The following is a 26,148-nucleotide window of genomic DNA, read 5'->3' as shown; positions in this document are numbered from 1 at the left end:
CTTTGCGGTTCGCTTACTCATTGCCGGCCAAGGACGCCAGCCTGTCCTTCAGGGTTTCATATTCGGCGTGAAGCCGGACCTGTTCGTCGAAGGCGCTGTCGTCGCCGGCACCCAGCCGCTCGGTCGCGCTACTGAGGGCCAGCCCAAGTGCGTCGGCAGCGAGCAGCGTGTCGACCGCGAGCGCGAGATCGCGCCGGGCCGTCACCGCGTCCGCGTCGGGCCTGGTGAACGAAAAGCCGATCCCGCCGCCGCGCTTCACGTCGCGCCACGCCGAGGCCGTTCCTTCTCCCGCCAATATGGGAAGAAGCGTTTCGCGATCAAGCGGTTGGCCGTTCATCGCGAGATCGACCATCAGGTCGCGGACCCGCGCGGCCGGGGCGTCGGCGAGCGGCAGGGCGGCGAGCGCCTCGACATGATCGCCGATCGCCGACGGGTAGAGCGCATGGCCTAGCACCAGCGCGCGGGCGGTCGGCCGGTCGATGCCGCCGTCGGCGATCGCGCGCGCCGCCTCGCCCGGTGGTGTCTCGGGGACGAATCGCGTAGAGATCGAACGCCGACCGTCGCGCTGCGGCGAGCCGGCGAAGGGTCGGGGCCCGGCGCCGCGCCGGGCATTCGGACGAACCAGCAGGTCGAACCGGCGAAGGAATTCGTCGCGGTATAGTTGGCGCACATTGGGATCGGCGATCGCGCCGGCGTGGGCGAGCAACCGCGCCTTGAGCCCAGCGCGCGCCTCGGGGGTCGCCAGCGGCTGCGCGGCGGTCTCGTGCCGCCACAGCCGGTCGACGAGCGGCTCGGGCACATCGATCAGCGTGTCGAGCGCGGCGCGGCCCCCGGACCGGACGAGATCGTCGGGGTCCTGCCCCTCGGGCAGGGTGACGAAGCTTAGCGTCCGGTCGGGGCCGAGATGGGGCAGGGCGCGCCCGATCGCGCGGATCGCTGCCTTCTGCCCCGCCGAGTCGCCGTCGAAACAGAGGATCGGCGCTGGATCGAGCCGCCACAGCCGCTGGAGCTGGTCCTCGGTCAGCGCGGTCCCATTGGGCGCGACCGCCTCGCCGATCCCGGCGCGGTCGAGGGCGATCACGTCCATATAGCCTTCGACCACGACCACCCGCCCGGCCTTGCGGCTGGCGGGGCCGGCAAGGTCGATGTTGTAGAGCGTGCGCCCCTTGTCGAACAGGACGGTTTCGGGGCTGTTGAGATATTTGGGCTCGCCCGCGCCCAATATCCGCCCGCCGAAGCCGATCACCCGCCCGCGCTGGTCGCGGATCGGGATCATCAGCCGGCCGCGAAAGCGATCGTAGGTCGCCTTCCCCTCGTCGGGCCGGACCAGCAGCCCGGTGTCGACCAGCCGCTCCTCGCCCAGCGCGGCGAGCGCGGCCTTCAGCTTGCCGCGGCTGTCGGGTGCGAAGCCGATCCCGAACCGCTCGACCTGCCGGGCGTCGATCCCGCGCTTCGCCAGGTAGGCGCGCGCTTCGCCGCCCTCGATCCCAGCCAGCTGCTCGGCGAACCAGCGCTGCGCCGACGCCATGACGTCATGCAGCCCGGCGGCGCGGTCGGCACGCTCGCGGTCGCGCGGGTCGCCCGCGGGCACCTCGATCCCGGCCTTGGCGGCAAGTTCCTTTACCGCGTCGATGAACGGCAGCCCGCGCGCATCGGTCAGGAAGCGGATCGCATCGCCGTGCGCGCCGCAGCCGAAGCAGTGGTAGAAACCCTTGTCGTCGTTGACGGTGAATGACGGGGTCTTCTCGTTATGGAACGGGCAGCAGGCCTTAAACTCGCGGCCCGCCTTGGTCAGCTTGACCGACGGAGAGATGACCGCGCTGAGCAGGGTCCGCGCGCGCAGTTCGTCGAGCCACTGGGGGGAAAGCGTCACCCGCCCGAAAGCGCGGCCTTGACGAGGCCGCTCGCCTTGGCGGGCTCGATCGCGGTGGCGTGGCGCGCTTTCACTTCGGCCATCACCCGGCCCATGTCCTTCATGCTCGACGCGCCCAGCCCGGCGACGATCGCGGCGATGGCGGCGCGGGCTTCCTCGTCGCCCATCTGCGCCGGCAGGAAGCGCTCGATCACCCCGATCTCGGCCTCCTCCTTCGCGGCGAGTTCGGCGCGCCCGCCGGTACGGTAGAGCTCGACCGATTCGCGGCGCTGCTTGATCATTTTCTGAAGCACCTCGGTCACCAGCGTGTCGTCGTCGGGCGCCTTGGCGGCGGTGCGAAGCTCGATGTCGCGGTTCTTGATCGCGGCCTGGATCAGCCGGATCGTCTGGGTCGAATCCTTGTCGCCGCCCTTCATCGCGCTCACCAGCGCGGCCTTGATGTCGTCGCGAATCATTTCGTCCTCGTGCGGAAACGTCCAGTCCTAGTCGGCGTTTGGCCGGTTGCACAGGCGTTGACGAGGGCGGGTCTAGCGCGTAGCGGCCATCGCTTAGCGACATCGCCGGACAATCGAAACAGGAGCCGCCCCTTGGCCGAACCCATGCCCACGCCCGCGCCCCCGTCAGGAGCGACCGGCGTGATCGTTTTCGCGGACGGGCGAACGGTGTGGGGACGCGGTTTCGGTGCAGAGGGGAGCGCGGCCGGCGAGCTGTGCTTCAACACCGCGATGACCGGCTACCAGGAAGTGATGACCGATCCTTCCTACGCCCGGCAGATCATCGCCTTCACCTTTCCCCATATCGGCAACGTCGGCGCCAATGAGGACGATGTCGAGGCGGGCGAGGCCCACGCGCTCGGCGCGATCGTGCGCGAGGCGGTGACCTCGCCGAGCAATTTTCGCGCGCAGCAGGACTGGCCGTCATGGATGGCGGCAACCGGGCGGATCGGAATCGCCGGGGTCGATACCCGCGCGCTGACCCGGCTGGTGCGGCGCGAGGGGCCGCCGACCGTCGCTCTCGCCCACTCGGCAAATGGCGAGTTCGACCTCGACTCGCTCCGCCGCGCCGCCGCCGAATGGCCGGGGCTCGAGGGCATGGACCTCGCCAAGGAGGTCTCGTCGCAGCAGCTGTTCGCATGGAGCGACGGCAAATGGGAACTTGGCGGTGGCTACCGGCTCGACCATGCCAACCCGTCGGCGCCGCACGTCGTGGCGATCGACTATGGGGCCAAGCGCAACATCTTCCGCAACCTCGTCGAGGCGGGCGCGCGGGTCACCGTGGTCCCGGCCTCGGCGACCTTTGACGAGATCATGGCGCTGGCGCCCGACGGATTCTTCCTGTCGAACGGGCCGGGCGACCCGGCGGCGACCGGCGAATATGCCGTGCCGCTGATCCGCAGGCTTCTCGATACCGGCAAGCCCTTGTTCGGCATCTGCCTCGGTCACCAGCTCCTCGCGCTCGCGGTCGGGGGAAAGACCGCCAAGATGTTCCAGGGCCACCGCGGCGCCAACCACCCGGTCAAGCGGTTGGCTGACGGCGCGGTCGAGATCACCAGCATGAACCACGGCTTCGCCGTCGAACGACAGGGCCTTCCCGCCAACGTGCGCGAAACCCACGTCAGCCTGTTCGACGATAGCAACTGTGGGATCGAACTCACGGATAAACCGGCCTTTTCGGTCCAATATCACCCCGAGGCGAGTCCGGGGCCGATGGACAGCTTCTACCTGTTCGAGAAATTCGTCGGGATGATCCGTTGAGGTCGACGGCGGCCAGCCTCATTGCGCTCTCGATGGTGGCGCTTGGCGTGTCGGCGTGCGCCGCGCAATCGTCGGTGCCGGTCCACGCCGCGAGCGCGCTCGACTCGGTTGGCGCGGGTTGCGGGCTTCCCGCCGGCGCGCTGTTGCAGGACCAGCGGGCGAGCCGGATGCTGATCGTCGACCAGCCCGACGTCGGTCGCGCCCAATTGACCTGCGTCGATCGGTGGTCGCGGGCCAACGGGCTTCGCGCGGTCACCGCGAATATCCAGTTCGCCGACGGAACCGCCTCGTCGACGCGGCTTGCCGCGCTGGCCGCGGCGGCGCCGATGATGTTCGTCCTGCGCCGGATGGAGCCGACCGAGCTCCCGGCGATCGAGATGGACAGCCGGATGCACCGGCTGGTGGCGGTGACGATAACCGGCGCGCCATCGCTCATCGCGCCGCTCAAGAGCCGGCTTAGCGGGGAGGGGTGGACCGTGGTCAGGGCGCCCGACCCGAACATCGCGCTGATCAGTCCGCAGGGGCACAGCCTCGACCAGGTCACCGCGCTCAGTTTCCGAGTGTCGAACGGCGAGTTCGGCGACGTGAAGATGAGCGTGACGATGAAACCCGAAGGGAAACGGGACGAATAATGCCCAAACGCACCGACATTTCGTCCATCCTGATCATCGGCGCAGGGCCGATCGTCATCGGGCAGGCCGCCGAGTTCGACTATTCGGGCAGCCAGGCGGTCAAGGCACTCGAGGAAGAGGGCTACCGGGTCATCGTCGTCAATTCGAACCCGGCGACGATCATGACCGATCCCGAGCTCGCCGACGCGACCTACATCGAGCCGATCACCGCCGAGCTGGTCGAGCGCATCATCGAGGCCGAAAAGCCCGACGCGCTGCTCCCGACGATGGGCGGGCAGACCGCGCTCAACACCGCTCTCGCGCTCGAAAAAGCGGGGGTGCTGGCAAGGCACGGGGTCAGGTTGATCGGCGCCAATGCCGAGGCGATCGAAAAGGCCGAGAACCGCGAGCTGTTCCGCGACGCGATGGACCGCATCGGACTCGAAAGCCCGCGCTCGGCGATCGTCCATAGCTGGGAGGAGGCCGCCGAGGCGCTCGACACGGTCGGGCTTCCGGCGGTGATCCGCCCCTCCTTCACGCTCGGCGGCACCGGCGGCGGGATCGCCTACAACCGCGCCGAATATGAAGCGATCGTTCGCTCGGGGCTCGACGCCTCGCCGACCAGCGAGGTGCTGATCGACGAAAGCCTCGTCGGGTGGAAGGAATATGAGATGGAGGTGGTGCGCGACCGCGCCGACAACGCCATCATCATCTGCTCGATCGAGAATGTCGACCCGATGGGGGTGCATACCGGCGACTCGATCACCGTCGCCCCGGCGCTGACGTTGACCGACAAGGAATATCAGCGGATGCGCTCGGCAAGCATCGCCGTGCTCCGAGAAATCGGTGTCGAAACAGGGGGTTCGAACGTCCAGTTCGCGATCAATCCGAAGGACGGGCGGATGATCGTGATCGAAATGAACCCACGCGTCAGCCGCTCCTCGGCACTCGCGTCGAAGGCGACCGGCTTTCCGATCGCCAAGGTCGCGGCGAAGCTGGCGGTCGGCTACACGCTCGACGAGATCGCCAACGACATCACCGGCGGCGCGACCCCGGCCAGCTTCGAGCCGACGATCGACTATGTGGTCACCAAGATCCCGCGCTTCGCGTTCGAGAAGTTCAAGGGCGCCGAAGCGCTGCTGTCGACCGCGATGAAGTCGGTCGGCGAGGTGATGGCGATCGGCCGCTCCTTCCCCGAGAGCCTGCAAAAGGCGCTCCGCGGGCTCGAAACGGGCCTGTGCGGGCTCGACCGGGTGCGCGAGCTCGAAGGTGCCGACCCGAGCGTGATCGAGAATGCGCTCGGCCGCGCGACCCCCGACCGGCTGCTGGTCGCGGCCGAAGCGCTCCGGCAAGGCTTCACGGTCCAGCGAATCCACGAATTGGCCGGCTTCGATCCGTGGTTCCTTGAGCGGCTGGCCGAGATCGTCGCCGCCGAGGAGCAGGTTCGCGCCGAAGGCATTCCGCAGGATGCCGACGGAATGCGGCGGCTCAAGGCGATGGGCTTTTCCGACGCTCGGCTGGGGCAGCTTGCGCTGCGCAGCGCGCGGGTCGATCGCGGGATGAGCGAGGTCGCGGCGCGCGGCGGCGGGGTGGTCCACGACGCGCTCCGCGCGATGACCGGCGGCGTGACCGCCGACGAGGTGCGCGCGGCGCGGCTCAAGCTCGGCGTGCGCCCGGTCTACAAGCGGATCGACAGCTGCGCGGCCGAGTTCGACGCGGCGACGCCCTACCTCTACTCGACCTACGAGGCGCCGATCTTCGGCGAGCCCGAGGACGAGGCGGCAATTTCGGACGCGAAGAAGGTCGTCATCCTCGGCGGTGGCCCGAACCGGATCGGGCAGGGGATCGAGTTCGACTATTGCTGCTGCCACGCCGCCTTCGCGCTCAAGGAGGCAGGCTATGAGACGATCATGGTCAACTGCAACCCCGAGACCGTCTCGACCGACCCCGACACCTCGGACCGGCTCTATTTCGAGCCGCTGACCGGCGAGGACGTGCTCGAAATCGTCACCCGCGAGCAGGAAAAGGGTACGCTCGCCGGGGTGATCGTCCAGCTCGGCGGTCAGACCCCGCTGAAGCTGGCGCACGAGCTGCAGGCGGCGGGGATCCCCATCCTCGGCACCTCGCCCGACAGTATCGACCTCGCCGAGGACCGCGAGCGGTTCGCCAAGCTGGTCGACCGGCTTGGACTCAAGCAGCCCGCCAACGGCATCGCGCGCAGCCGCGAGGAAGCGCTGAGCGTCGCGCAGAAGATCGGCTACCCTGTGCTGCTGCGGCCGAGCTACGTGCTCGGCGGGCGGGCGATGGAAGTGGTCGACGGCCCCGCCCAGCTCGAAAATTACATTGCCACCGCGGTCCAGGTGTCGGGTAGCTCGCCGGTGCTGATCGACCGTTACCTGCGCGATGCGGTCGAGGTCGACGTCGACGCCATCTCGGACGGCGAGACGGTCGCGGTCGCGGGCATTCTCCAGCACATCGAGGAAGCGGGGGTCCATTCGGGCGACAGCGCCTGTTCGATCCCGCCCTATTCGCTGACCGCCGCGGTAATCGCCGAAATCGAGCGCCAGGCCGAGGCCCTTGCGCTTGCGCTCAAGGTCAAGGGGCTGATGAACGTCCAGTTCGCGGTCAAGGACGGCGACGTCTATCTGATCGAGGTCAACCCGCGCGCCAGCCGCACGGTGCCCTTCGTCGCCAAGGCGATTGGGCGCCCGATCGCCAAGATCGCCGCGCGGGTGATGGCGGGCGAGAAGCTGGCGCCGTTCCTGCCGATCGAGCGCGACATCGGCCACATCGCGGTCAAGGAGAGCGTGTTCCCCTTCGCGCGTTTCCCCGGCACCGATCCGGTCCTCTCACCCGAAATGAAGAGCACCGGCGAAGTCATGGGAATCGATAGCGATTTCGATATCGCATTCCTGAAGTCTCAGCTTGGCGGCGGTGTCAAGCTGCCCGACGGCGGAACGGTGTTCGTCTCGGTCAAGGACAGCGACAAGCCGCAGATCCTCGAGGCGGCGAAAGCGATGGCAGCGCTCGGCTTCCGGCTCCTCGCGACCGGCGGCACCGCCGGCTTCCTCGAAGACGAGGGCGTGCCCGTCGAGCGGGTCAACAAGGTCGCGCAGGGTCGGCCGCACATCGTCGACCGGGTGGTCGACGGCGAGGTGCAGCTGGTGTTCAACACCACCGAGGGCTGGCAGTCGCTGAAGGACAGCGAGACCATCCGCCAGGCGGCGCTGAAGGCCAAGGTCCCGATCTTCACCACGGCGGCCGCCAGCCTCGCGGTGGCGCGCGCGATCGGGGCGGCGCGCGGCACCAAGCTTGCAGTCCGCTCGCTCCAATCCTATTATTCCGACCTCTAAACGGTTTTTCATCACAGTCCGGAGCGGTCCGCGCCCGTCGAGGCGCCCGTGACGACTGTTGCTAAAAGGGGTTACGATCATGGCGAGCGACAAGGTGCCGATGCTGGCCGAGGGCCACCGGCTGCTCGAGGAAGAAGTGAAGCGGCTGAAGGCTGAACGGCCCGAGATCATCGACGCGATCGAGGAAGCGCGCGCGCACGGCGATCTGTCGGAAAACGCCGAATATCATGCCGCCAAGGAGCGGCAGGGCCAGATCGAGGCGATGATCGCCGATGCCGAGGACAAGCTGGCGCGCGCGCTGGTCATCGACCCGACCGAACTCAGCGGCGACAAGGTCGTGTTCGGCGCGACGGTCACGCTCAAGGACGAAGAGGGCAAGCAGGTTCGCTACCAGCTGGTCGGGCAGCAGGAGGCCAATGCGACCAAGGGGCGGATCAGCTATAATTCGCCGCTCGGCCGGGCGCTGATCGGCAAGGAAGTCGGCGAGGACGTTGAGGTCACCACCCCGGCGGGCGAGCGCTATTACGAAGTGGCTAAGCTCGAATTCATCTAGGCCGATGACCCGCCGCGCCGGCCTCGCAACGATCGTCATTGCCGCGCTCACCTCGCTGGTGTCGCTGGCGATCATGGCGAGCGGCAACGATATCGAGGCCGCGATCCATGGCGGCTTCGTCGCCGCGCGGGTCGGCGGCTACGAGGTCGCAGGCGCGCTGCCGCTATGGCTGACCCCGTTCAGCGCGACGCTGATCCACGGCGGCTTCATGCATCTCGCGGTCAACATGCTGATGCTGCTGTTCGTCGGGATCCAGGTCGAGCGCGTGCTCGGCGCGACCGGGGTGATCGTCATCTATCTCGTCGGCGCGCTGACCGCGGTGATCGCCCAATGGGGCTGGAACCCGGCGGCGACCGACCCGATGGTCGGCGCGAGCGGGGCGATCAGCGGGCTGTTCGGCGCCTACGCCCTCATCTTCGGCGCCCCCAAGCGGGTAACCGGCAAGCCCGCGACCGACCGCGCGATCCACGTCGTGTGGCTGTTCGCGGCGTGGGTGGTCATACAGTGGATGTCGGCGCGGCTGATGGACCAGGACGGGGTCACGCTGGCGACCCCGGCGCATATCGGCGGTTTCCTTGCGGGGATCCTGCTCGAACGGCCGATGCTGCTCTGGCGTTACCGCAACGCCTGACGATCAGTTCGTCGGCGCGTCGGGTTCGAGCAGCCGGTGGAGGTGGACGACGACATATTTCATCTCGGCATCGTCGACCGTGCGCTGCGCCGCGCCGCGCCAGGCCTCTTCGGCCTCGGCATAGTTCTGGTACATGCCGACGAAGTCGATCGCGCCGAGGTCGACGAAATCGAGCCCGCGCGGATCCTTGACGCGCCCGCCGAAGACGAGGTGAAGCTTGCTCATGCGCCGCGCCGCTACAGGAAGCGCCGGGACCGGTCCAGCCCCGTCGGCGGTCAGCCGTCCTTCTTGAGCGTCCCGATCGCGGCCTGGCCCGAATTCTTCGCCGCGGTGCCAAGCCCGTCGATCAGCGACTTGACCAGCTTGGCGCCGGCATCGCGGGTGATGTCGAGATCGGCGAGCGTGTCGGAGCCGGCCTTTTTCGCGGCGGCGAAAGCTTCCTTGCCAGCGCCGGTCAGACGGTCGGCGGCCGATCCAAGCAGCGCCTGTTCGGCCTTGGTGCGCTTGAGCAACGCGCCCGCGAGCGCACCGACCGCGAGACCGCCGGCAAGCGCGATCAGCGGGGTAGTGGCGAGCTGTTCGCCGAGCCTCACCTGCGCCTCGGCGGCCTTTTCGCGCGCGGTGTCGTAGGCGTCGAGCGCGCGGTCGCGGGCGCTGTCGTAAGCGCCGGTGATCGCGCCTTTCGCCTCGTCGCTGGCCTTGGCGGCGGTCGGACGCTTGGTGGCGGCAGTCATGCTTTCTTCTCCGTTTTCGGCCGGCGGCGGGCCGGCGCCTTGGGCTTGTCCTTCTTCGACGCGATCGCTTCGTAAAGGTTCCGAACCCCGTCCTTCACCGGATCGCGGGCGAGGAACAGCGTCAGTGCGGCGAGAGCCCCGCCGACCGCGGCGGGCCGCGCCTTTACCGCGTCGACCGCATCTTCGGCGAGATCGGCGGTCTTCGACTTGGCCCTGTCCCATGCGTCGGCGGCAAGCGTCCGCGGGGCGAGCCGCTCCTTCAATTCGGACAGCGTGTCGAGCAATGCGGCCCGGCTGCGCTCGACCTCGGCGCGCGCCTCGCGAACTTTCATCGGTTCGGCGGTCACGCGCCGCGGCTCCACGCGCGGTTAGCAAAGAAGGCGAACAGGCCGGCGATCGCGAAGATGATCAACGTCGCAGCCAAACCCCCGGGCAACCATCCTAACAGTTCCCCGAACCACAGCACGAGGGTCATTGCCAGCGCAATCATGCCGCCAATTGCGAACACTGCCGCGACCGCGCCGAAAACGAGAGGCCGTTTCAGGCGATCGACCTGAGTCTCGGCGCGCGCCCGGACGAGATTAGCCTCCGCCCGGGCATAGGCCTTACCGTCGTCGATCAACCGCCCGAACATCTCGCCGATCGGCGGCTCGTCCCGCTCTTCCGCCCCCATGACCGGCTTAGTCGCGATCGTCGCGGCCGCTGTCGAGCCCGGTCTTGACCAGCCGCGCCAGCGCGAAACCGACGATCGCGGCGCCGGCCAGCGCCACGCCCGGCGAACGCTTCACGAACGCGCGGGTGTCCTCGATCAGCTCGTCGGCGTCCTTCTTGGCGAGCTTGGCCGAGACGTCGTCGAGGGTCGAGGCGGCCTTGCGGGCGTAATCGCCATATTCCTTGCCGATCCGTTCATCGAGCCCGCTCGCGGTGTCGCCGATCAGCTTGCCGACGTTGCCGATCGCCTCGCTGCCGCGCTCGAGACCCTGTCCGACGAGGCCGCGCGCCTTGTCGGCGGCCTGGGTCGACAGCTTGTCGGTGCCGGTGCGGACCTTGTCGGCCAGCTTGGTGCGGGTCGCAGTCGGTTCGGTCACGATCAATTCCTCCTCGCGCTCGGTGGCGGCGGCGCCGGCGATGACCTTGTCGGTCGCGTCCGGCAGGTTGGTGTCGGCCATAGATCGTCTCCTTATTGCCCCGTTTCAACCCACGGGGGGCGATCCCCGTTCCCGCCTGGCGCGCCAGAAGTTGCACGGTTCGGCGCAACGCGGCTAGGGGCGGCGAAACGCCATTCCAAGGAGCCGCCCATGACCGCGATCGTCGACATCCATGCCCGCCAGATCCTCGACAGCCGCGGCAATCCGACGGTCGAGGTCGACGTCACCCTCGAGGACGGCTCGCTTGGCCGCGCCGCGGTCCCGTCGGGCGCCTCGACCGGCGCGCACGAAGCGGTCGAAAAGCGCGACGGCGACAAGAGCCGCTGGGGCGGCAAGGGCGTCGGCAAGGCGATCGAGGCGGTCAACGGTGAAATCGCCGACGCGGTGGTCGGCTACGAGGCGGAGGACCAGGCCGAGATCGACGCGGTGATGATCGACCTCGACGGCAGCGACAACAAGGGCCGGCTCGGCGCCAACGCCATCCTCGGCGTGTCGCTGGCGGTGGCCAAGGCGGCCGCCGACGCGCGCGGGCTGCCGCTCTACCGCTACGTCGGGGGAACCGGCGCGACGATCCTGCCAGTGCCGATGATGAACATCGTCAACGGCGGCGCGCACGCCGACAACCCGATCGACTTCCAGGAATTCATGGTGATGCCGGTCGGCGCCGACAGCTTCGGCGAGGCGCTGCGCTGCGGGACGGAAATCTTCCACGCGCTCAAGAGCGCGCTCCACGCCAAGGGGCTCGCGACCGCGGTCGGCGACGAGGGCGGCTTCGCCCCGAACATCGCCTCGGCGCGCGCCGCGCTCGACTTCATCGGCGAGGCGGTCGGCAAGGCGGGCTACTCGCTCGGCGACGACGTGCTGCTCGCGCTAGACTGCGCCGCGACCGAGTTCTTCAAGGAAGGCAAGTACGAGCTCGCCGGCGAGGGGTTGAGTCTCTCGCCCGAGGAGATGGCCGATTATCTCGCCAAGCTCGCCGCCGACTACCCGATCGCCTCGATCGAGGACGGGATGGGCGAGGACGACATGGCCGGGTGGAAGGCGCTGACCGACAAGGCGGGCGACCGGATCCAGCTGGTCGGCGACGACCTGTTCGTCACCAACGTCGCGCGGCTGGGGCAGGGGATCGCCGACGGCATCGCCAACTCGATCCTCGTCAAGGTCAACCAGATCGGGACGCTCAGTGAGACGATCGACGCGGTCCGCCTCGCCCAGTCGTCGGGCTATACCGCGGTGATGAGCCACCGATCGGGCGAGACCGAGGATTCGACCATCGCCGACCTCGCGGTCGCGCTGTCGTGCGGGCAGATCAAGACTGGCAGCCTCGCGCGTTCGGATCGCACCGCCAAGTACAACCAGCTGCTGCGGATCGAGGAGGAACTGGGCGGGGCGGCGCGCTATCCGGGCGTAGCGGCGTTGCGCGCTTACCGGCCGCGATAAAAATGTTTTGAATCGAAGGCGATAAAGCGCTTGCCGAAGCGCCAATGTTGTGATTCTGTGGCGAGGCGATGGGGAAAACCGCGAACAAGTCGATTCAGCTGATGCGCCGGGCGATGTGGCCGGTGCTGGCGCTGGTCATCGTCGGCAATTTCGCGACCTATGCGGTGGCCGGGCCGAACGGACTGCTCGCTTGGGGCGGCTATTCGCGCCAGCTCCACGCGCGCAAGGCCGAGCTGGCGCAGCTCCAGGCGCAAAAGGCCGAGCTCAAGCACCGCTCGGCGCTGCTCGATCCGCGCAAGGCCGATCCCGACCTCGCCGACGAGCTGGTTCGCCGCGACCTCGGCCTCGTGCGCAGCGACGAAGTCACCGTCCCGCTCAACTGATCGCCCGCCCGGGGCATCCGGCGGAACCGGCCTGCCCTTACGGCATTGCCCTTTGCGTCGGCCTTTCCTAAGGCGCGCGCGAGACAATGAACGGAGAGGACATGGCGAAAACCGCCTCGAAGGCCGCGGCTCCCGCCGCTGCCGCCCAAGCCCCGACCCACGCCCCCAATCGCGCCCCCAATCGCGAGCGCCCGGCCGAGCCGACGCGGTTCGACGCGTCGAAGGAGCAGCTGCTCGATTTCTACAAGCAGATGCTGCTGATCCGCCGGTTCGAGGAGCGCGCGGGCCAGCTTTACGGGCTCGGGCTGATCGGCGGTTTCTGCCACCTCTACATCGGCCAGGAAGCCGTCGCGGTCGGGCTCCAGTCGGCGATGCAGGTCGGGCGCGATTCGGTCATCACCGGCTACCGCGACCATGGCCACATGCTTGCCTACGGCATCGATCCGAAGATCATCATGGCCGAGCTGACCGGCCGCGCCGCGGGCATTTCGAAGGGCAAAGGCGGCTCGATGCACATGTTCTCGGTCGAACATGGTTTCTATGGCGGCCACGGCATCGTCGGTGCGCAGGTCTCGCTGGGCACCGGGCTGGCGTTCAAGCATAAATATTCGAATGATGGCGGCACGTGCCTCGCCTATTTCGGCGACGGAGCGGCCAACCAGGGCCAGGTTTACGAAAGCTTCAATATGGCGAAGCTGTGGGACCTGCCGGTGATCTACGCGATCGAGAACAACCGCTACGCGATGGGCACCAGCGTCGAGCGGTCTGCCTCCGAACCCGATTTCTACAAGCGCGGCGAGAGCTTCCGCATCCCCGGCATCCAGGTCGACGGGATGGACGTGCTCGCGGTGCGCGGCGCGGCCGAGGAAGCAATGAAGTGGACCCAGGCGGGCAAGGGGCCGATCATTCTCGAGTTGCTGACCTATCGCTATCGCGGTCATTCGATGAGCGACCCGGCCAAATATCGTACCCGCGAAGAAGTCCAGGGCTATCGCGAGCACAACGACCCGGTCGACCATGCCGCGAACGAACTCGCGAAATTGGGCGTCGGCGAAGATGAGCTGAAGGCGATCGACAAGCAGATCAAGGAGATCGTGGTCGAGGCGGCGAAATTCGCTGAAGAGGCGCCCGAGCCCGATACGCGCGAATTGCACACCGACGTGCTGGTGGAGGCCTACTGATGGGCGTGGAGCTGAAGATGCCGGCGCTGTCCCCGACCATGGAGGAGGGGACGCTCGCCAAGTGGCTGGTCAAGGAAGGCGACGAAGTGTCGTCGGGCGACATCCTCGCCGAGATCGAGACCGACAAGGCGACGATGGAGTTCGAGGCGGTCGACGAGGGAACGATCAGCAAGATCCTCGTCCCCGAGGGCACCGACGGGGTCAAGGTCGGTACCGTCATCGCGCTGATGGGCGGGGATGGCGCGGAGGCGTCGCCCGCGTCCGTGACGACGGCCGAGGAACCGTCGGTCCAGCAGGAGGCCGCCGAAAGCGGCGCGCCGACCCCGCACCTCGTCGAGACCGGCGCGCGGCAGATGTACGAGGCGGCCAATCGCGATGCGGTGGTCGCCGATCCCGAGATCCCCGCCGGGACCGAGATGAAACCGACCAGCGTTCGCGAAGCGCTACGCGACGCGATGGCCGAAGAAATGCGCAAGGACGAGCGCGTGTTCGTGATGGGCGAGGAGGTCGCTCAGTACCAGGGCGCTTACAAGGTGACCCAAGGGCTGCTCGACGAGTTCGGCCCGGCGCGCGTGGTCGACACCCCGATCACCGAATATGGCTTCGCCGGCATCGGCAGCGGCGCGGCGATGGGCGGGCTTCGTCCGGTGATCGAGTTCATGACCTTCAACTTCGCGATGCAGGCGATCGACCACATCATCAATTCTGCGGCCAAGACCAATTACATGTCGGGCGGCCAGATGCGCTGCCCGATCGTGTTCCGCGGCCCCAACGGCGCGGCCTCGCGGGTCGGCGCGCAGCACAGCCAGAACTATGGCCCGTGGTACGCCAGCGTGCCGGGCCTGATCGTCATCGCCCCGTACGACAGCGCCGACGCCAAGGGGCTGCTCAAGGCCGCGATCCGCAGCGAAGACCCGGTCGTGTTCCTCGAAAACGAGCTGCTCTACGGCCACTCGTTCGACGTTCCGCAGGTCGACGACTGGGTGCTCCCGATTGGCAAGGCGCGGACGATGCGCGCGGGCAAGGACGTCACCATCGTCAGCTATTCGATCGGCGTCGGCGTGAGCCTCGAAGCTGCCGAAAAGCTGGCGGGCGAGGGGATCGAGGCCGAGGTGATCGACCTTCGCACGCTCCGTCCGCTCGACAAGCAGGCGGTGCTGACCTCGCTCGCCAAGACCAACCGGCTGGTGGTGGTCGAGGAAGGCTGGCCGACCTGCTCGATCGCCAGCGAGATCATGGCGATCGCGATGGAGGAAGGGTTCGACGACCTCGACGCCCCGGTCGCGCGGGTGACCAACGTCGACGTGCCGATGCCCTACGCCGCGAACCTCGAAAAGCTCGCGCTGGTCAATGCCGACGCGGTGGTCAAGGCGGCCAAGGCGGTCTGCTACCGCTGATGCCCCCCGGCAGTCCGCGGGTGAGCGACCGCGATCTCGTCAGGCTCTACTGGCCTTTCGAGCTGCGCCCGGCGTTCGACGCGCTGTTCGCGATCGACGACGCGCTCGCCGCGATCGTCGCGAGCTCGACCCAGCCCGCGCTCGGCGCGGTGCGACTGGCGTGGTGGCGCGAGGCGCTTGAACGGCTCGACCGCGCGGATCCTCCAGCCGAACCGCGGCTGCGCGCGGCAGCGACCGAGCTGCTCCCGCGCGGGGTGAGCGGGGACGCGCTGGCCGGGCTAGAGGACGGCTGGGCGGCGCTGCTCGACGAGCATCCCGACTTCACCCGGATTGCGCGGCGCGGGCAGCGGCTGTTTGTAATCGGGGCGCGCCTGCTCGGCAGCGACGCCGATGTCGCCGCGCCGGGCCGGCTGTTCGCCGCGGTTCAGGCGGCGCGGCTCGGCCAGGTTGCGCTTCGGCAGGCGACCTTGCCGAGCGCGCCCCCGGCGCCGAAGCGGGCAAGGCCGCTGACCGCGCTGGCGGCACTTGCGGCACGCGACATTCGGCGCGGCGGTCCGCCGTACGAACCCGAGGCGACTCCTGGGCGGGCGTGGACGCTGCTTCGCCATCGCTGGACCGGTCGGCTCTAAACCGGATTGATTCGCCTCGGCTTCGGTCCTAGCCTCGGCGTTGCCGGATCGATGTCGCTTGGGGGCCTTGTCGCCATGAAGCAGTTCGTCGCTGGCGGTCTCGCCTCACTTTGTCTCGCCACCGGCGGATTCATGCTGTGGAACGGCCGCGCGGCGACAACCGCGCTGCCGCCCGCGCCGGTCGCCCGCGCGCCCGCCGAACAGCAGGACGCGCCGATCCATCTCGCGGCGATCGGGACCGCCCCGTCGGCCGATCCCAAGTCGAAGGAGCAGAAACGCTTCGACCGCGCCGACAAGAACAAGGACGGGATGGTGACCCTGCCCGAACTGGTCGACCCGCGGCGAAAGGCGTTCGCGAAGCTCGATCTCGACCATGACGGCAAGCTGAGCTTCGAGGAATGGGCGGTGCGGACGATCACCAAGTTCAAGACCGCCGACGCCGACGGGAACGGCCAGCTCAACCGCGCCGAATATGCCACTACCGCGCCCAAGCACCGCGCCAAGAAGCCAAGCTGCGCGTGCCAGCCCGCCCCAATCGTCCCCGACGCGCAGGAATGAGGCAACCCATGGCCCGCTGAGGCATTCAGCAGGGCAATGCCGGGGACCGAACCGATCATCATCAGGGCGCCGGGCGGGCTCAGCGCGGCGGTCAACCCGATAGGCGCCGAGCTGTGGTGGCTGCGCGACCCGCAGGGACGCAACCTGCAGTGGGACGGCGACCCCGCCTTTTGGACCGGGCGCGCGCCGATCCTCTTCCCCATCGTCGGGAGGCTGAACGACGACCGTCTGCGCTGGCGCGGCGAGACCTATCGGATGGAAAAGCACGGCTTCGCCCGGCGGCGGCGATTCGCCGTCGAGGCGGCGTCGGACGCCGCGGTTACGCTGGTGCTGGCCGCCGATGCCGAGAGCCGCGCCCAATATCCGTTCGATTTCGCGCTTCGCCTGATCTTCGCTGTCGAAGGCGCGTCGCTGTCGGTCACCGCGCGCGTCGACAATCCGGGCGACGAGCCCTTGCCCTTTTCGTTCGGCTTCCACCCCGCGCTTCGATGGCCCCTGCCGTTCGGGCAGCCGCGCTCCGACCACCGTATTCTCTTCGCGCGCGACGAGCCCGAGGCGGTGCACCGCATCGGACGCGACGGACTGCTCGCACGCACCGAGCCCACCCCGATCGACGGGCGCGAGCTCATTCTTCGCGATGCCTTGTTTGAAGACGACGCATTGCTGTTCCTCGGACTTGAAAGCCGCTCGGTCACCTACGGCGCCGACCAAGGGCCGCGGCTGAGGGTCGATTTCCCCGGTTTTCCCGATCTCGGCGTCTGGACCAAGCCGGGGGCCGGCTATGTCTGCATCGAGCCGTGGCACGGCTATGCAGATCCGCACGGGTTCGAAGGCGAGTTCGACGAGAAGCCCGGGATCATGCGGCTCGACCCGGGCGCGACCTGGCGGGCGACGATGACCATCACGCTGGAGGACGAAAGCCGATGACCGAAGGATCGCGAAAGGTGGCGCTGGTGACCGGCGCCGAATCCGGAATCGGAGCGGCGTCCGCGGCGGCGCTCGCGGCGGCGGGCCACGACCTCGCGGTGCTCTATTTCCGCGACGGCGACGCGGCAGCGAAGACGGTCGCCGCGGTCGAGCAGGCGGGAGGCAGAGCGGTGGCGATCCAATGCGACGTCTCTGCCGAGGCGAGCGTCGAGGCGGCGTTCGACCAGGCCATTGCCGCGCTCGGCGTGCCCTCGGTGCTGGTCAATTCGGCCGGGATCAACCAGTCGGGGGTCGCGGTCGAGAAAATGGGGTTCGACCAGTGGAAAAGGATGTTCGGCGCCGACCTCGACGGGGCGTTCCTCACCTCCCGGCGGCTGGTGCGCGAGCTCGCCAAGACCCCGATGGCGGGTCGGATCATCAACGTCAGCTCGATCCACGGTTTCGCGATGCGCGCGGGCGCCGCGGATTATTGCGCCGCCAAGGGTGCGCTCGACAATCTGACCCAAGTGCTGTCGCTCGAGGTCGCGGCACGCGGGATCACCGTCAATGCCATTGCCCCGGGGATGATTCTAACTCCGATGAACGAGAAAGCGGTCGACGACGTGGCCTATCGGCAAAGCCTTGAACACAATATCCCGGCGCAGCGCGCGGGCACCGCCACCGAAGTCGCCAGTCTGGTCGCCTATCTCGCCAGCGACCAGGCCGCCTACATCACGGGCGCGATCCTGACGATCGACGGCGGGCTTTCGCTCCAACTGGGGCAGGGCGCGTGAGCGACGTCGTCGACTTCGCCGTCGAAGCGGTCGAGCCGGTCACGGTGTCGGCGAGCGGCGAACTGGCCGAGCGCGACCTGATGAGCCCCTATGTCTGGGCGATCGGCGACGGTAAGTTCGGGATGCTGGTCCGCGGAGTGCCGCGCGACCCGGCCTATTCTTCCGATACCGGGCAGGTCTGGTACGGAGTGAGCGAGGACGGCGTCCATTTCACGATGGATACGGAGCCCGCGATCGCGCCCGGACCTGACCCGAGCGACGGCGGCGGGGTCGAGGATCCGACGCTGGTGATCGAGGATGGACAGTGGATCGTCTACTACACCGGGGTCGACGTCGCCCGCAGTGGCGGCCAGATGTTCTACGCCACCGGCACGGGGCCACACGACCTGGTCAAGCGCGGGATCGCGCTCGCCTCGTCCAAGACCGAGGGTAATACCAAGGAGGCGACCGTTGCTCGCACTCCCGCCGGGCGGTGGCGTCTGTTCTACGAATATGCGCGCGACGAGGCCTCGCTGGTCGGGCTGGCGCTCGGCGACGGGGTGGCTGGACCTTGGCATGAGCAGCCGCAGCCGTTCGCCCCGCGCGAGGGCGCATGGGACGGGTGGCACCTGTCGACCGGGCCGATGCTCGGCGACGATCCCTCGATGCCGGTGATGCTCTACAATGGTGCGACCCGCGACGCGCGCTGGCGGATCGGCTGGGTCGCGTTCAACGCCGATTGCACCGAGGTGGTCGATCGTTGCGTCATGCCGCTGATCACGCCGCCGCCGCAGCCCGAACGGGCGCTGCCCGACATCGCCTTCGCCGCCTCGGCGGTGTCCGCGGGCGGGCGCGACAACTGGCTCTACTATTCGGTCGGCGACAAGGAGCTGCAGCGCGCGCTGGTGCGGCGCTTCGCCGGCTAGGCGGCGGCTTCGAGCCGCTCGCTCGCGTCGAGCCACGTGGCTTCGGCGTCGGCGAGGTCGGCGGCAAGCTTCGAGCGGCGGCGCGACAGGTCGGCGACCGCGTTGCCCGTGGCTTCGGCGAGCTGGCGGTCGAGCGCCTCGCATTCGGCGGCGAGCCGGGCGCTGGCCCTTTCGGCCTCGGCCGCGGCCTTTCGCAGCGCCTTCTGCTCGTCCTTGGACACCGCCTGTTTCAGAGTCTGCGCCTCGGACTTCTTCGCCGGCTTCGCCTCGGGCTTGGCGCCGCGGCCGAGGATGAAGGCGATATAGTCCTCGATGCTGCCGGTGTAATCGACCGCACGCCCGCCATCGACCAGCACGAGGCGGTCGGCGGTCAGCTCGACCATGTGCCGGTCGTGGCTGATCAGGATGACCGCGCCGTCATAATCGTTGAGCGCCTGCACCAGCGCCTCGCGCGCGTCGACGTCGAGGTGGTTGGTCGGCTCGTCGAGGATCAGCAGGTGCGGCGCGTCGCGGGTAATCAGCGCGAGCGCAAGCCGCGCGCGCTCACCGCCCGACAGCTTGCCGACCAGCGTGGTCGCCTTGTCGCCCGAAAAGCCGAACCGGCCGAGCTGGGCGCGCACCGCCGCCGGAGTAGCGCCGCTCATCTGCCGGCTCATGTGCTGGAGCGGGGTGTCGTCGCCGTCGAGCTCCTCGACCTGGTACTGGGTGAAGTACCCGACCTTCATCTTGCCGCTGGCGTGGAGCGATCCATCCATCGCCGGCAGCTGCGCGGCGAGGAGGCGGGCGAGCGTGGTCTTGCCGTTGCCGTTGCGGCCGAGCAGCGCGATCCGGTCGTCGGGGTCGATCCTGAGGTTGAGGCGCGACAGGATCGGGGTGTCGCCATAGCCGACCGCGGCCATGTCGAGCGTAATCAGCGGAGGGCGAAGCTCGCTCGGGCTGGGAAAGGCGAAGCTGAGGCTGGGATCGTCGACCAGCGCGGCGATCGGCTGCATCTTGGCGAGCATCTTTGCGCGGCTCTGCGCCTGCTTGGCGGTCGAGGCGCGCGCCGAGTTGCGCGCGACATAATCCTGAAGCCGGGCGCGCTGCGCCTCCTGGCTGGCGCGGGCGGCGGCGAGCTGCGCGGCGCGTTCGGCGCGCTGCTTCTCGAACCCGTCGTAATTGCCCGAATAGACCGCGATCTTGCCGCGTTCGAGGTGAAGAATCGTGTCGACGACGTTGTTGAGCAGGTCCCGTTCGTGGCTGATGATCAGCAGCGTGCCGGCATAGCTCTTGAGAAAATTCTCGAGCCACAGCGTCGCTTCGAGGTCGAGGTGGTTCGACGGCTCGTCGAGCAGCAGCACGTCGGGCGCCGAGAAGAGCAGCGCGGCGAGCGCGACGCGCATCTTCCACCCGCCCGAGAAGCTGTCGAGCGGCTGCGCCTGCATCTCCTCGTCGAAGCCGAGCCCGATCAGGATCCGCGCCGCGCGCGCGTCGGCGGTGTAGGCGTCGATCGCCAGCAGCCGGTCGTAAACGTGGCCGAGCCGGTCGTGGTCTTCGCAGGTTTCGGCCTCGGCGAGCAGCGCGGCGCGCTCGGTATCGGCGGCGAGCACCGCTTCGAACGGCGTCTGGGTCCCGCTCGGCGCGTCCTGCGCGATATAGCCGAGCCGGGTCTTCTTGGGCATCTCGATCTCGCCCTCGTCGGCCTCGAGCTGGCCGATGATGACCTTCATCAGCGTCGACTTGCCCGCGCCGTTGCGCCCGATCAGCCCGACCTTCGCGCCGGGCACGATGGTGGCCGAGGCGCGGTCGAGGATGGTCCGCCCGCCGAGGCGGACCGTGATGGCGTTGACGGTGAGCATGGGCGGGCCCCTAGCAGGCAATCGCCGCGCTGGCGAGGCGTCAGGCGGGCTCGAGCGCCTGGCTCGCCAGCCACTCGCCGAACGCGGCGCGGGCGCGGTCGGTGTAGGCGCGCTTGCGATCCCCCTTCTTCACCTTGGGCCCATTGAGCGGCGGCATCAGCCCGAAATTGACGTTCATCGGCTGGTAGCTGTCGGCGTCGGCGCCGCCGGTAATGTGCTCGAGCAGTGCGCCGAGCGCGGTTTCGGGCGGGGGCGGGGGGAGTGGACGGCTCCGCGCCTCGGCGATCGCGAAGCGCGCCGCGAGCAGCCCGATCGCGGCGCTTTCGACATAGCCTTCGCAACCGGTGATCTGCCCGGCGAAACGGATGTGCGGCATCGCCTTCAATCGCAGCTCGCGGTCGAGCAGGATCGGCGACTTGATGAAGCTGTTGCGGTGGATCCCGCCGAGCCGCGCGAATTCGGCCTTTTCGAGACCGGGGATGGTGCGGAAGATGCGCACCTGTTCGGCATGTTTGAGCTTGGTCTGGAAACCGACCATGTTCCACAGCGTGCCGAGCGCATTGTCCTGTCGAAGCTGGACGCAGGCATAGGGCCAGCGTCCGTTTGGATGTTCGGGCGTCGCGCTGTGCGGATTGTCGAGGCCGACGCCCCTCATCGGGCCATAGCGGAGCGTTTCGACCCCGCGCTCGGCCATCACCTCGACCGGCATGCAACCCTCGAAATAGGGGGTGTCCTTTTCCCACTCCTTGAACTCGGTCTTCTCGCCGGCATTGAGCGCCGCGACGAAGGCTTCGTACTGCTCCCGGGTCAGCGGGCAGTTGATGTAGTCCTTGCCGCCCTTGTCCCAGCGCGCCGCCATCCAGCAGACGCCCATGTCGATGCTGTCGCGGTGAACGATCGGGGCGATCGCGTCGAAGAAGGCGAGCGCGTCGGCCCCGGTCGCGCGGGCGATCGCGTCGGCGAGGCCGGGCGCGGTAAGCGGGCCGGTAGCGACGATCGTCGATCCGCTCGGCGGGAGGTCGTCGATCCGTTCGCGAACGAGCGTGACCTTCGGGTGGGCGGCCAGCCGGGCAGTTACCTCCGCCGCGAAGGCGTCGCGGTCGACCGCGAGCGCCGAGCCGGCGGGGACGCGATGCGCGTCGGCGCAGGCCATGACGAGCGAGCCCATGCGGCGCATTTCCTGGTGGATCAGCCCGACCGCGTTGCTGGTCGCGTCGTCCGAGCGAAAACTGTTCGAGCAGACCATTTCGGCCAGCCGGTCGGTTTCGTGCGCCGGGGTGCTGTCGCCCCCATCCGGCAAATTGGCTCCGCGCATCTCGCTCAGGCGAACGGAAAGCCCCGCCTCGGCGACTTGCCACGCGGCTTCCGACCCGGCGAGCCCGCCGCCGATAATGTGGAGATCATGATCCATTCGCGCGCCGCTACCAACGGCCCGCGTGCAAGTCCACGAAGACGGAGCGGACCTTCCCGTAAAGCCGCGTTAACATTATCCGTATAATTCGCATGCTGCCGAATCTGATGAAGGTCACATCCGCGTGATCCACGACGACAAATTGCTACACGACGAGGCGGGCCGGCTGGCCGCGCTGGACCGCTATCGCCTGCGCTCCCTAGACGACGGGGGCGGCTTCCAGAAGATCACCGACCTGATCGCCGACCTGTTCGGGGCCTCGGTGTGCACGGTCTCGCTGGTCGACGAGGACGCCCAGAACATCGTCGCCGCCACGGGTGTTTCGACGGGGGCTGGGCCACGGTCCGAGGCCGTGTGCGACCGGACCATCCGCGGGCGCGACGTGTTCGTCGTCCCCGACCTGACCGCCGACGACCGGTTCCGCGACTCGTCCTTCGTCACCGACGATCGCCACTTTCGAAGCTACGCAGGCGCGCCGCTGACCACGCCCGACGGTTATAACGTCGGCGCGCTGTGCGTGATCGACCGCCAGCCGCGCAGCTTTTCGGCCGAGGAAAGCTACTTGCTCAAGCGCTTCGCCGCGCTGGTGGTCGAACAGATGGAACTTCGAACGATCGCCCACGCCGATTTCCTGACCGGGGCGGCGACCCGGCGCGCCTTCAGCGACCGGGCGGGCGCGGTCCTGCGGCGGTCGCGCGGCGGGGGCAGTCCCGCGGCGCTGGTCGTCCTCGATGCCGATCATTTCAAGGCGATCAACGACCGCTTCGGCCACGGCTGCGGCGACAAGGTGCTCCGCGCGATCGTCGCGGCGCTGACGGAGCAACTGCGCCACGGCGACGTCGTCGGGCGAATCGGCGGCGAGGAGTTCGCCGTGCTTCTCCCCGATTGCGATCGCGACGATGCGCGACGCTGCGCCGAGCGATTCCGCACCGCGATCGCGTCGATGCAGGTCGAGGGACTCCCGCTCGTCACCGTCAGCCTCGGGGTCGCGAGCAGCGACGAGGCCGACGATGTCGACGGGTGGCTCGCCGCCGCCGATGAGGCGCTCTACGCCGCCAAGCGTGGCGGGCGGAACCGAACGGTAATGGCCGGGGAGCTCCCCGAGGCCGCCTAGTCGTCGACCGGCTTGCCGAGTTCGTCCTCGCCGACCGTCGCGCCGGTGTCGGGGGCGAGCTTGCCGTCGTTCTCGACCTCGATTTCCTCTTCCTCGCTCTCGTCGATCCGCGCGACCGAGACGACCCGCTCGTTATTGGCGACGTTGAAGACGGTGACGCCCTGCGTGTTGCGCCCTGCGATGCGGATGTCGCCGACCGTGGTGCGGATCATCTTGCCCTGGTCGGTGACCAGCATCAGCGACTGGCCCGGGCGGACCGGGAAGCTGGCGACGACACCGCCGTTGCGCGCCGAGGTAACGATGTTGATGATCCCCTGACCGCCGCGATTGGTGCGGCGATATTCATAGGTCGAGCTGCGTTTCCCGTAGCCGTTCTCGGTGATCGTGAGCAGGAACTGCTCCTTTTCGGCGATCTCGGCGTAACGCTCGGGGGTGAGGCCGTCAGCCCCCGCGCGGTCGCGCCACCTAGGGCTCTTGAGATAGGCCTCGCGCTCCTCGGCGGTGGTGCCCGCGCGGCGCAGGATCGACATCGAGATGACCTGGTCGTCGTCGGCGAGGCGCACCCCGCGCACGCCCATCGAGGCGCGGCTCTGGAATTCGCGGACGTCGGTCGACTTGAACCGGATCGCCTTGCCGCCGCGCGTGGCGAGCAGGACGTCGTCCTCTTCGGTCAGCAGGCTGACCCCGATCAGCCGGTCGAGGCCGTCCTCCTCGCCATCCTCGGCGGTGCCGAACTTCATCGCGATCTTGCCGTTCGACGGGATGTTGGTGAAGGCGTCCATCGAATTGCGGCGCACCGTGCCGCGCGCGGTGGCGAACATGATGTGGAGGTTCGCCCACTCGGCCTCGTCCTGCGGCAGCGGCAGGACGGTGGTGACCGTCTCGCCGGCGCTGAGCGGCAGCAGGTTGATCATCGGCCGGCCCTTGGTGTTCGGCCCGCCTTCGGGCAGGCGCCAAACCTTCATCCGGTAGACGCGGCCGACGTTGGTGAAGAACAGTACCGGGTTGTGGGTCGAGGTGACGAACAGCTCGGTGACGATGTCCTCGTCCTTGGTCGACATGCCCGAGCGGCCCTTGCCGCCGCGCTTCTGTTCTCGGAACAGCGCGAGCGGGGTGCGCTTGATATAGCCGGTCATGGTCACGGTAACGACCATGTCTTCCTGCTCGATCAGATCCTCGTCCTCGATCCCGTCGGCGGCGGGAGCGATGTCGGTCTTGCGCGGGGTGGCGAACTCGCCTTCCACCTCGTCGAACTCGGCGCGCATCACCTCGTAGAGGCGCGCACGGTTGCCGAGGATTTCGAGCAGCTCGGCGATATTGGTCGCCAGCCCCTCGAGCTCGCTGCCGATCTCGTCGCGGCCGAGCGCGGTGAGGCGGTGGAGGCGAAGGTCGAGGATGCCCTTCACCTGCGCTTCGCTGAGCTTGTAGGTCTCCGCCCCGGCCTGCGGCTCGACCGCTTCGACCAGCTGGATGTAGGGGCGAACCTCGGCGCCGGGCCATTCGCGGGCGAGCAGCTTCTCGCGCGCCTCGGCCGGGCTCGCCGAGCCGCGGATCAGCTTGACCACCTCGTCGAGATTCGTGACCGCGACGACCAGGCCCAGCAACAGGTGTGCCCGCTCGCGCGCCTTCGCCAGCTCATACTTCGAGCGGCGGGTAATGACCTCTTCGCGGAATTTGACGAAGCTTTCGATGATGTCGCGCAGAGTCAGCGTCTCGGGCCGGCCGCCGCGGATTGCGAGCATGTTGGCCGGGAAGCTCGACTGCGCCGGGGTGTGGCGCCACAGCTGGTTCAGGACGACCTCGGGGGTCGCGTCGCGCTTCAGGTCGATGACGATCCGCACGCCCTCGCGGTTCGATTCATCGCGAATGTCGCTGACGCCCTCGATCCGCTTGTCCTTGGCGGCCTCGGCGATCTTTTCGACCAGCCCCGACTTGCCGACCTGGTAGGGGATTTCGGTGAGCACGATCGAACGCCGGTCGCCACGGCCTTCCTCGACCGTGTAGCGGCTGCGCTGGAGGATCGAGCCGCGCCCGGTGGTATAGGCCGAGCGGATCCCGCTGGTGCCGAGGATGGTGGCGCCGGTGGGAAAGTCGGGCCCCTTGACGTGCTCCATCAGCGCTTCGTTGCTGACCGCGGCGTCGTCCATGTAGGCGCGGCAGGCGGAGAGCACTTCGCCGAGGTTGTGCGGCGGGATGTTGGTCGCCATGCCGACCGCGATCCCGCCCGCGCCGTTGACGAGGATGTTGGGGAAGCGCGCGGGGAGGACCTGCGGCTCGCTCTCCGACGCGTCGTAGTTGGGCTGGAAGTTGACCGTGTCCTTGTCGAGGTCGCCGAGCAGGAAACCGGTGACCTTGGCGAGCCGTGCCTCGGTATAGCGCATCGCGGCGGGCGGATCGGGGTCCATCGAGCCGAAATTCCCCTGGCCGTCGATTAGCGGCACGCGCATCGACCAGTCCTGGGTCATCCGCGCGAGCGCGTCGTAGATCGCGCTGTCGCCGTGCGGGTGATATTTACCGATGACGTCGCCGACGATGCGTGCCGACTTGCGATAGGGCTTGTTGAAGGTGAAGCCGTTCTCGCTTGCCGAGAAGAGGATGCGGCGGTGGACCGGCTTGAGCCCGTCGCGCACGTCGGGCAGCGCGCGGCTGACGATGACGCTCATCGCATAGTCGAGATAGCTGGTCTTCATCTCCTCGACGATGGAGATGGGGGCGATGTCGCCGCTTGCGGCTGTGTCGGCGGGAGGCTCGGTCGCCACGAAGATTCCTGATGCTGTTGCTACGAAAACCGGGACTCGGCGAGCGCCCCCCGGCGTGGTTCGAGCCTAGCGCAGCGAGCGCGGCGGCGCCACCCCTCGCGCCCGGGCGCGGGCGCGGAAAAAGCGCGCTATCCGGGCGGTAGCACGAGGGAAGGAACCACGCGGTTAAACGGCGG

At 68.3% G+C, this 26,148-nt stretch carries 25 protein-coding genes; 15 read left to right on the top strand and 10 right to left on the bottom strand.

Annotated features, from left to right (window positions below; genetic code table 11):
* Positions 1-13: 13 nt before the first annotated feature.
* Positions 14-1,873 carry a DNA primase gene (gene dnaG, locus ABDK56_RS02060; RefSeq protein WP_349806400.1) on the bottom strand — a complete coding sequence of 620 codons (1,860 nt, stop codon included), beginning with the start codon at positions 1,871-1,873 and terminating at the stop codon, positions 14-16.
* On the bottom strand, positions 1,870-2,328 hold the full coding sequence (locus ABDK56_RS02055) for a GatB/YqeY domain-containing protein (RefSeq protein WP_349806399.1): 459 nt from the start codon (positions 2,326-2,328) through the stop codon (positions 1,870-1,872). The genes dnaG and ABDK56_RS02055 overlap by 4 nt, the downstream gene beginning before the upstream one ends.
* A gap of 144 nt (positions 2,329-2,472) precedes the next feature.
* On the opposite strand from ABDK56_RS02055, the gene carA reads away from it, so the two are divergent.
* The 5 genes from carA (at position 2,473) to ABDK56_RS02030 (ending at position 8,775) form a co-directional block, all read left to right on the top strand.
* Positions 2,473-3,627, top strand: coding sequence for a glutamine-hydrolyzing carbamoyl-phosphate synthase small subunit (gene carA, locus ABDK56_RS02050; RefSeq protein WP_349806809.1), 1,155 nt, complete (start codon positions 2,473-2,475; stop codon positions 3,625-3,627).
* The gene (locus ABDK56_RS02045; protein ID WP_349806398.1) at positions 3,624-4,259 is read left to right on the top strand and encodes a hypothetical protein; all 636 of its coding nucleotides are present in this window, start codon (positions 3,624-3,626) and stop codon (positions 4,257-4,259) included. The genes carA and ABDK56_RS02045 overlap by 4 nt, the downstream gene beginning before the upstream one ends.
* Complete coding sequence (carB, locus tag ABDK56_RS02040) at positions 4,259-7,591, top strand: carbamoyl-phosphate synthase large subunit (RefSeq protein WP_349806397.1); 3,333 nt, start codon at positions 4,259-4,261, stop codon at positions 7,589-7,591. Before ABDK56_RS02045 ends, carB begins: the two co-directional genes overlap by 1 nt.
* Positions 7,592-7,670: 79 nt before the next feature.
* The gene (greA, locus tag ABDK56_RS02035; RefSeq protein ID WP_502959247.1) at positions 7,671-8,144 is read left to right on the top strand and encodes a transcription elongation factor GreA; all 474 of its coding nucleotides are present in this window, start codon (positions 7,671-7,673) and stop codon (positions 8,142-8,144) included.
* A gap of 4 nt (positions 8,145-8,148) precedes the next feature.
* Positions 8,149-8,775, top strand: coding sequence for a rhomboid family intramembrane serine protease (locus ABDK56_RS02030; protein ID WP_349806396.1), 627 nt, complete (start codon positions 8,149-8,151; stop codon positions 8,773-8,775).
* 3 nt (positions 8,776-8,778) lie between these two features.
* Here the strand turns inward: ABDK56_RS02030 and ABDK56_RS02025 are convergent, their stop codons facing one another.
* From ABDK56_RS02025 to ABDK56_RS02005, 5 genes are read right to left on the bottom strand one after another with little or no spacing between them, the layout of a single operon-like run.
* Entirely contained in the window at positions 8,779-9,000 is a 222-nt protein-coding gene (locus ABDK56_RS02025) for a DUF4170 domain-containing protein (protein WP_349806395.1), read from the bottom strand.
* 50 nt (positions 9,001-9,050) lie between these two features.
* Complete coding sequence (locus tag ABDK56_RS02020) at positions 9,051-9,509, bottom strand: hypothetical protein (protein ID WP_349806394.1); 459 nt, start codon at positions 9,507-9,509, stop codon at positions 9,051-9,053.
* Positions 9,506-9,856, bottom strand: a complete 351-nt coding sequence (locus ABDK56_RS02015) for a DUF3618 domain-containing protein (protein ID WP_349806393.1) — start codon at positions 9,854-9,856, stop codon at positions 9,506-9,508. Before ABDK56_RS02015 ends, ABDK56_RS02020 begins: the two co-directional genes overlap by 4 nt.
* Complete coding sequence (locus ABDK56_RS02010) at positions 9,853-10,182, bottom strand: phage holin family protein (RefSeq protein ID WP_349806392.1); 330 nt, start codon at positions 10,180-10,182, stop codon at positions 9,853-9,855. Before ABDK56_RS02010 ends, ABDK56_RS02015 begins: the two co-directional genes overlap by 4 nt.
* A 7-nt stretch (positions 10,183-10,189) precedes the next feature.
* A complete protein-coding gene (locus ABDK56_RS02005) occupies positions 10,190-10,678 on the bottom strand; it encodes a hypothetical protein (protein WP_349806391.1) in 489 nt (162 codons plus the stop codon).
* A 129-nt stretch (positions 10,679-10,807) separates the two neighbouring features.
* On the opposite strand from ABDK56_RS02005, the gene eno reads away from it, so the two are divergent.
* The 9 genes from eno to ABDK56_RS01960 all read left to right on the top strand — a co-directional run bounded on the left by eno (position 10,808) and on the right by ABDK56_RS01960 (position 18,850).
* A complete protein-coding gene (gene eno, locus ABDK56_RS02000) occupies positions 10,808-12,097 on the top strand; it encodes a phosphopyruvate hydratase (RefSeq protein WP_349806390.1) in 1,290 nt (429 codons plus the stop codon).
* Positions 12,098-12,165: 68 nt separating this feature from the next.
* Positions 12,166-12,480, top strand: a complete 315-nt coding sequence (locus ABDK56_RS01995) for an FtsB family cell division protein (RefSeq protein WP_349806389.1) — start codon at positions 12,166-12,168, stop codon at positions 12,478-12,480.
* Positions 12,481-12,581: 101 nt separating this feature from the next.
* Positions 12,582-13,661, top strand: coding sequence for a pyruvate dehydrogenase (acetyl-transferring) E1 component subunit alpha (gene pdhA, locus ABDK56_RS01990; RefSeq protein WP_349806388.1), 1,080 nt, complete (start codon positions 12,582-12,584; stop codon positions 13,659-13,661).
* Entirely contained in the window at positions 13,661-15,058 is a 1,398-nt protein-coding gene (locus ABDK56_RS01985; protein WP_349806387.1) for a pyruvate dehydrogenase complex E1 component subunit beta, read from the top strand. Before pdhA ends, ABDK56_RS01985 begins: the two co-directional genes overlap by 1 nt.
* A gap of 20 nt (positions 15,059-15,078) precedes the next feature.
* Positions 15,079-15,687, top strand: coding sequence for a hypothetical protein (locus ABDK56_RS01980; RefSeq protein ID WP_349806386.1), 609 nt, complete (start codon positions 15,079-15,081; stop codon positions 15,685-15,687).
* 75 nt (positions 15,688-15,762) lie between these two features.
* On the top strand, positions 15,763-16,245 hold the full coding sequence (locus ABDK56_RS01975; protein ID WP_349806385.1) for an EF-hand domain-containing protein: 483 nt from the start codon (positions 15,763-15,765) through the stop codon (positions 16,243-16,245).
* Between the two features lie 36 nt (positions 16,246-16,281).
* Positions 16,282-17,172, top strand: a complete 891-nt coding sequence (locus ABDK56_RS01970) for an aldose 1-epimerase family protein (RefSeq protein ID WP_349806384.1) — start codon at positions 16,282-16,284, stop codon at positions 17,170-17,172.
* Positions 17,169-17,945, top strand: coding sequence for an SDR family NAD(P)-dependent oxidoreductase (locus tag ABDK56_RS01965; RefSeq protein WP_349806383.1), 777 nt, complete (start codon positions 17,169-17,171; stop codon positions 17,943-17,945). The genes ABDK56_RS01970 and ABDK56_RS01965 overlap by 4 nt, the downstream gene beginning before the upstream one ends.
* Entirely contained in the window at positions 17,942-18,850 is a 909-nt protein-coding gene (locus ABDK56_RS01960) for a glycoside hydrolase family protein (protein ID WP_349806382.1), read from the top strand. Before ABDK56_RS01965 ends, ABDK56_RS01960 begins: the two co-directional genes overlap by 4 nt.
* Here the strand turns inward: ABDK56_RS01960 and ABDK56_RS01955 are convergent.
* Complete coding sequence (locus ABDK56_RS01955; RefSeq protein ID WP_349806381.1) at positions 18,847-20,688, bottom strand: ABC-F family ATP-binding cassette domain-containing protein; 1,842 nt, start codon at positions 20,686-20,688, stop codon at positions 18,847-18,849. The two genes, ABDK56_RS01960 and ABDK56_RS01955, sit on opposite strands and share 4 nt — an antisense overlap.
* 40 nt (positions 20,689-20,728) lie before the next feature.
* Positions 20,729-22,099: a methylenetetrahydrofolate--tRNA-(uracil(54)-C(5))-methyltransferase (FADH(2)-oxidizing) TrmFO gene (trmFO, locus tag ABDK56_RS01950; RefSeq protein ID WP_349806380.1), complete on the bottom strand. Its 1,371-nt coding sequence runs from the start codon at positions 22,097-22,099 to the stop codon at positions 20,729-20,731.
* Positions 22,100-22,223: 124 nt separating this feature from the next.
* Here trmFO and ABDK56_RS01945 point away from each other — a divergent pair, with 124 nt between their 5' ends.
* A complete protein-coding gene (locus ABDK56_RS01945) occupies positions 22,224-23,213 on the top strand; it encodes a sensor domain-containing diguanylate cyclase (RefSeq protein WP_349806379.1) in 990 nt (329 codons plus the stop codon).
* Here the strand turns inward: ABDK56_RS01945 and gyrA are convergent.
* Positions 23,210-25,972 carry a DNA gyrase subunit A gene (gene gyrA, locus ABDK56_RS01940; RefSeq protein WP_349806378.1) on the bottom strand — a complete coding sequence of 921 codons (2,763 nt, stop codon included), beginning with the start codon at positions 25,970-25,972 and terminating at the stop codon, positions 23,210-23,212. The genes ABDK56_RS01945 and gyrA overlap by 4 nt on opposite strands.
* Positions 25,973-26,148 lie beyond the last annotated feature (176 nt).

The sequence above is a fragment of the Sphingomonas sp. ASV193 genome (assembly GCF_040203355.1).
Lineage (GTDB): Bacteria > Pseudomonadota > Alphaproteobacteria > Sphingomonadales > Sphingomonadaceae > Sphingomicrobium.
Note: the sequence above shows the minus strand (reverse complement) of the source record. Positions and strands in the feature narration are given on the sequence as shown.

Bases quoted from the DNA above. Each gene is read 5' to 3' on its own strand.
- ABDK56_RS01995 (WP_349806389.1), top strand. From the start codon at position 12,166: ATGGGGAAAACCGCGAACAAGTCGATTCAGCTGATGCGCCGGGCGATG.
- ABDK56_RS01955 (WP_349806381.1), bottom strand. From the start codon at position 20,688: ATGCTCACCGTCAACGCCATCACGGTCCGCCTCGGCGGGCGGACCATC.
- ABDK56_RS01965 (WP_349806383.1), top strand. From the start codon at position 17,169: ATGACCGAAGGATCGCGAAAGGTGGCGCTGGTGACCGGCGCCGAATCC.
- eno (WP_349806390.1), top strand. From the start codon at position 10,808: ATGACCGCGATCGTCGACATCCATGCCCGCCAGATCCTCGACAGCCGC.
- ABDK56_RS02005 (WP_349806391.1), bottom strand. From the start codon at position 10,678: ATGGCCGACACCAACCTGCCGGACGCGACCGACAAGGTCATCGCCGGC.
- ABDK56_RS02055 (WP_349806399.1), bottom strand. From the start codon at position 2,328: ATGATTCGCGACGACATCAAGGCCGCGCTGGTGAGCGCGATGAAGGGC.
- ABDK56_RS01985 (WP_349806387.1), top strand. From the start codon at position 13,661: ATGGGCGTGGAGCTGAAGATGCCGGCGCTGTCCCCGACCATGGAGGAG.
- pdhA (WP_349806388.1), top strand. From the start codon at position 12,582: ATGGCGAAAACCGCCTCGAAGGCCGCGGCTCCCGCCGCTGCCGCCCAA.
- ABDK56_RS01970 (WP_349806384.1), top strand. From the start codon at position 16,282: ATGCCGGGGACCGAACCGATCATCATCAGGGCGCCGGGCGGGCTCAGC.
- ABDK56_RS01975 (WP_349806385.1), top strand. From the start codon at position 15,763: ATGAAGCAGTTCGTCGCTGGCGGTCTCGCCTCACTTTGTCTCGCCACC.
- ABDK56_RS02020 (WP_349806394.1), bottom strand. From the start codon at position 9,509: ATGACTGCCGCCACCAAGCGTCCGACCGCCGCCAAGGCCAGCGACGAG.
- carB (WP_349806397.1), top strand. From the start codon at position 4,259: ATGCCCAAACGCACCGACATTTCGTCCATCCTGATCATCGGCGCAGGG.
- ABDK56_RS02025 (WP_349806395.1), bottom strand. From the start codon at position 9,000: ATGAGCAAGCTTCACCTCGTCTTCGGCGGGCGCGTCAAGGATCCGCGC.
- ABDK56_RS02030 (WP_349806396.1), top strand. From the start codon at position 8,149: ATGACCCGCCGCGCCGGCCTCGCAACGATCGTCATTGCCGCGCTCACC.
- carA (WP_349806809.1), top strand. From the start codon at position 2,473: ATGCCCACGCCCGCGCCCCCGTCAGGAGCGACCGGCGTGATCGTTTTC.
- greA (WP_502959247.1), top strand. From the start codon at position 7,671: ATGGCGAGCGACAAGGTGCCGATGCTGGCCGAGGGCCACCGGCTGCTC.
- ABDK56_RS02010 (WP_349806392.1), bottom strand. From the start codon at position 10,182: ATGGGGGCGGAAGAGCGGGACGAGCCGCCGATCGGCGAGATGTTCGGG.
- trmFO (WP_349806380.1), bottom strand. From the start codon at position 22,099: ATGGATCATGATCTCCACATTATCGGCGGCGGGCTCGCCGGGTCGGAA.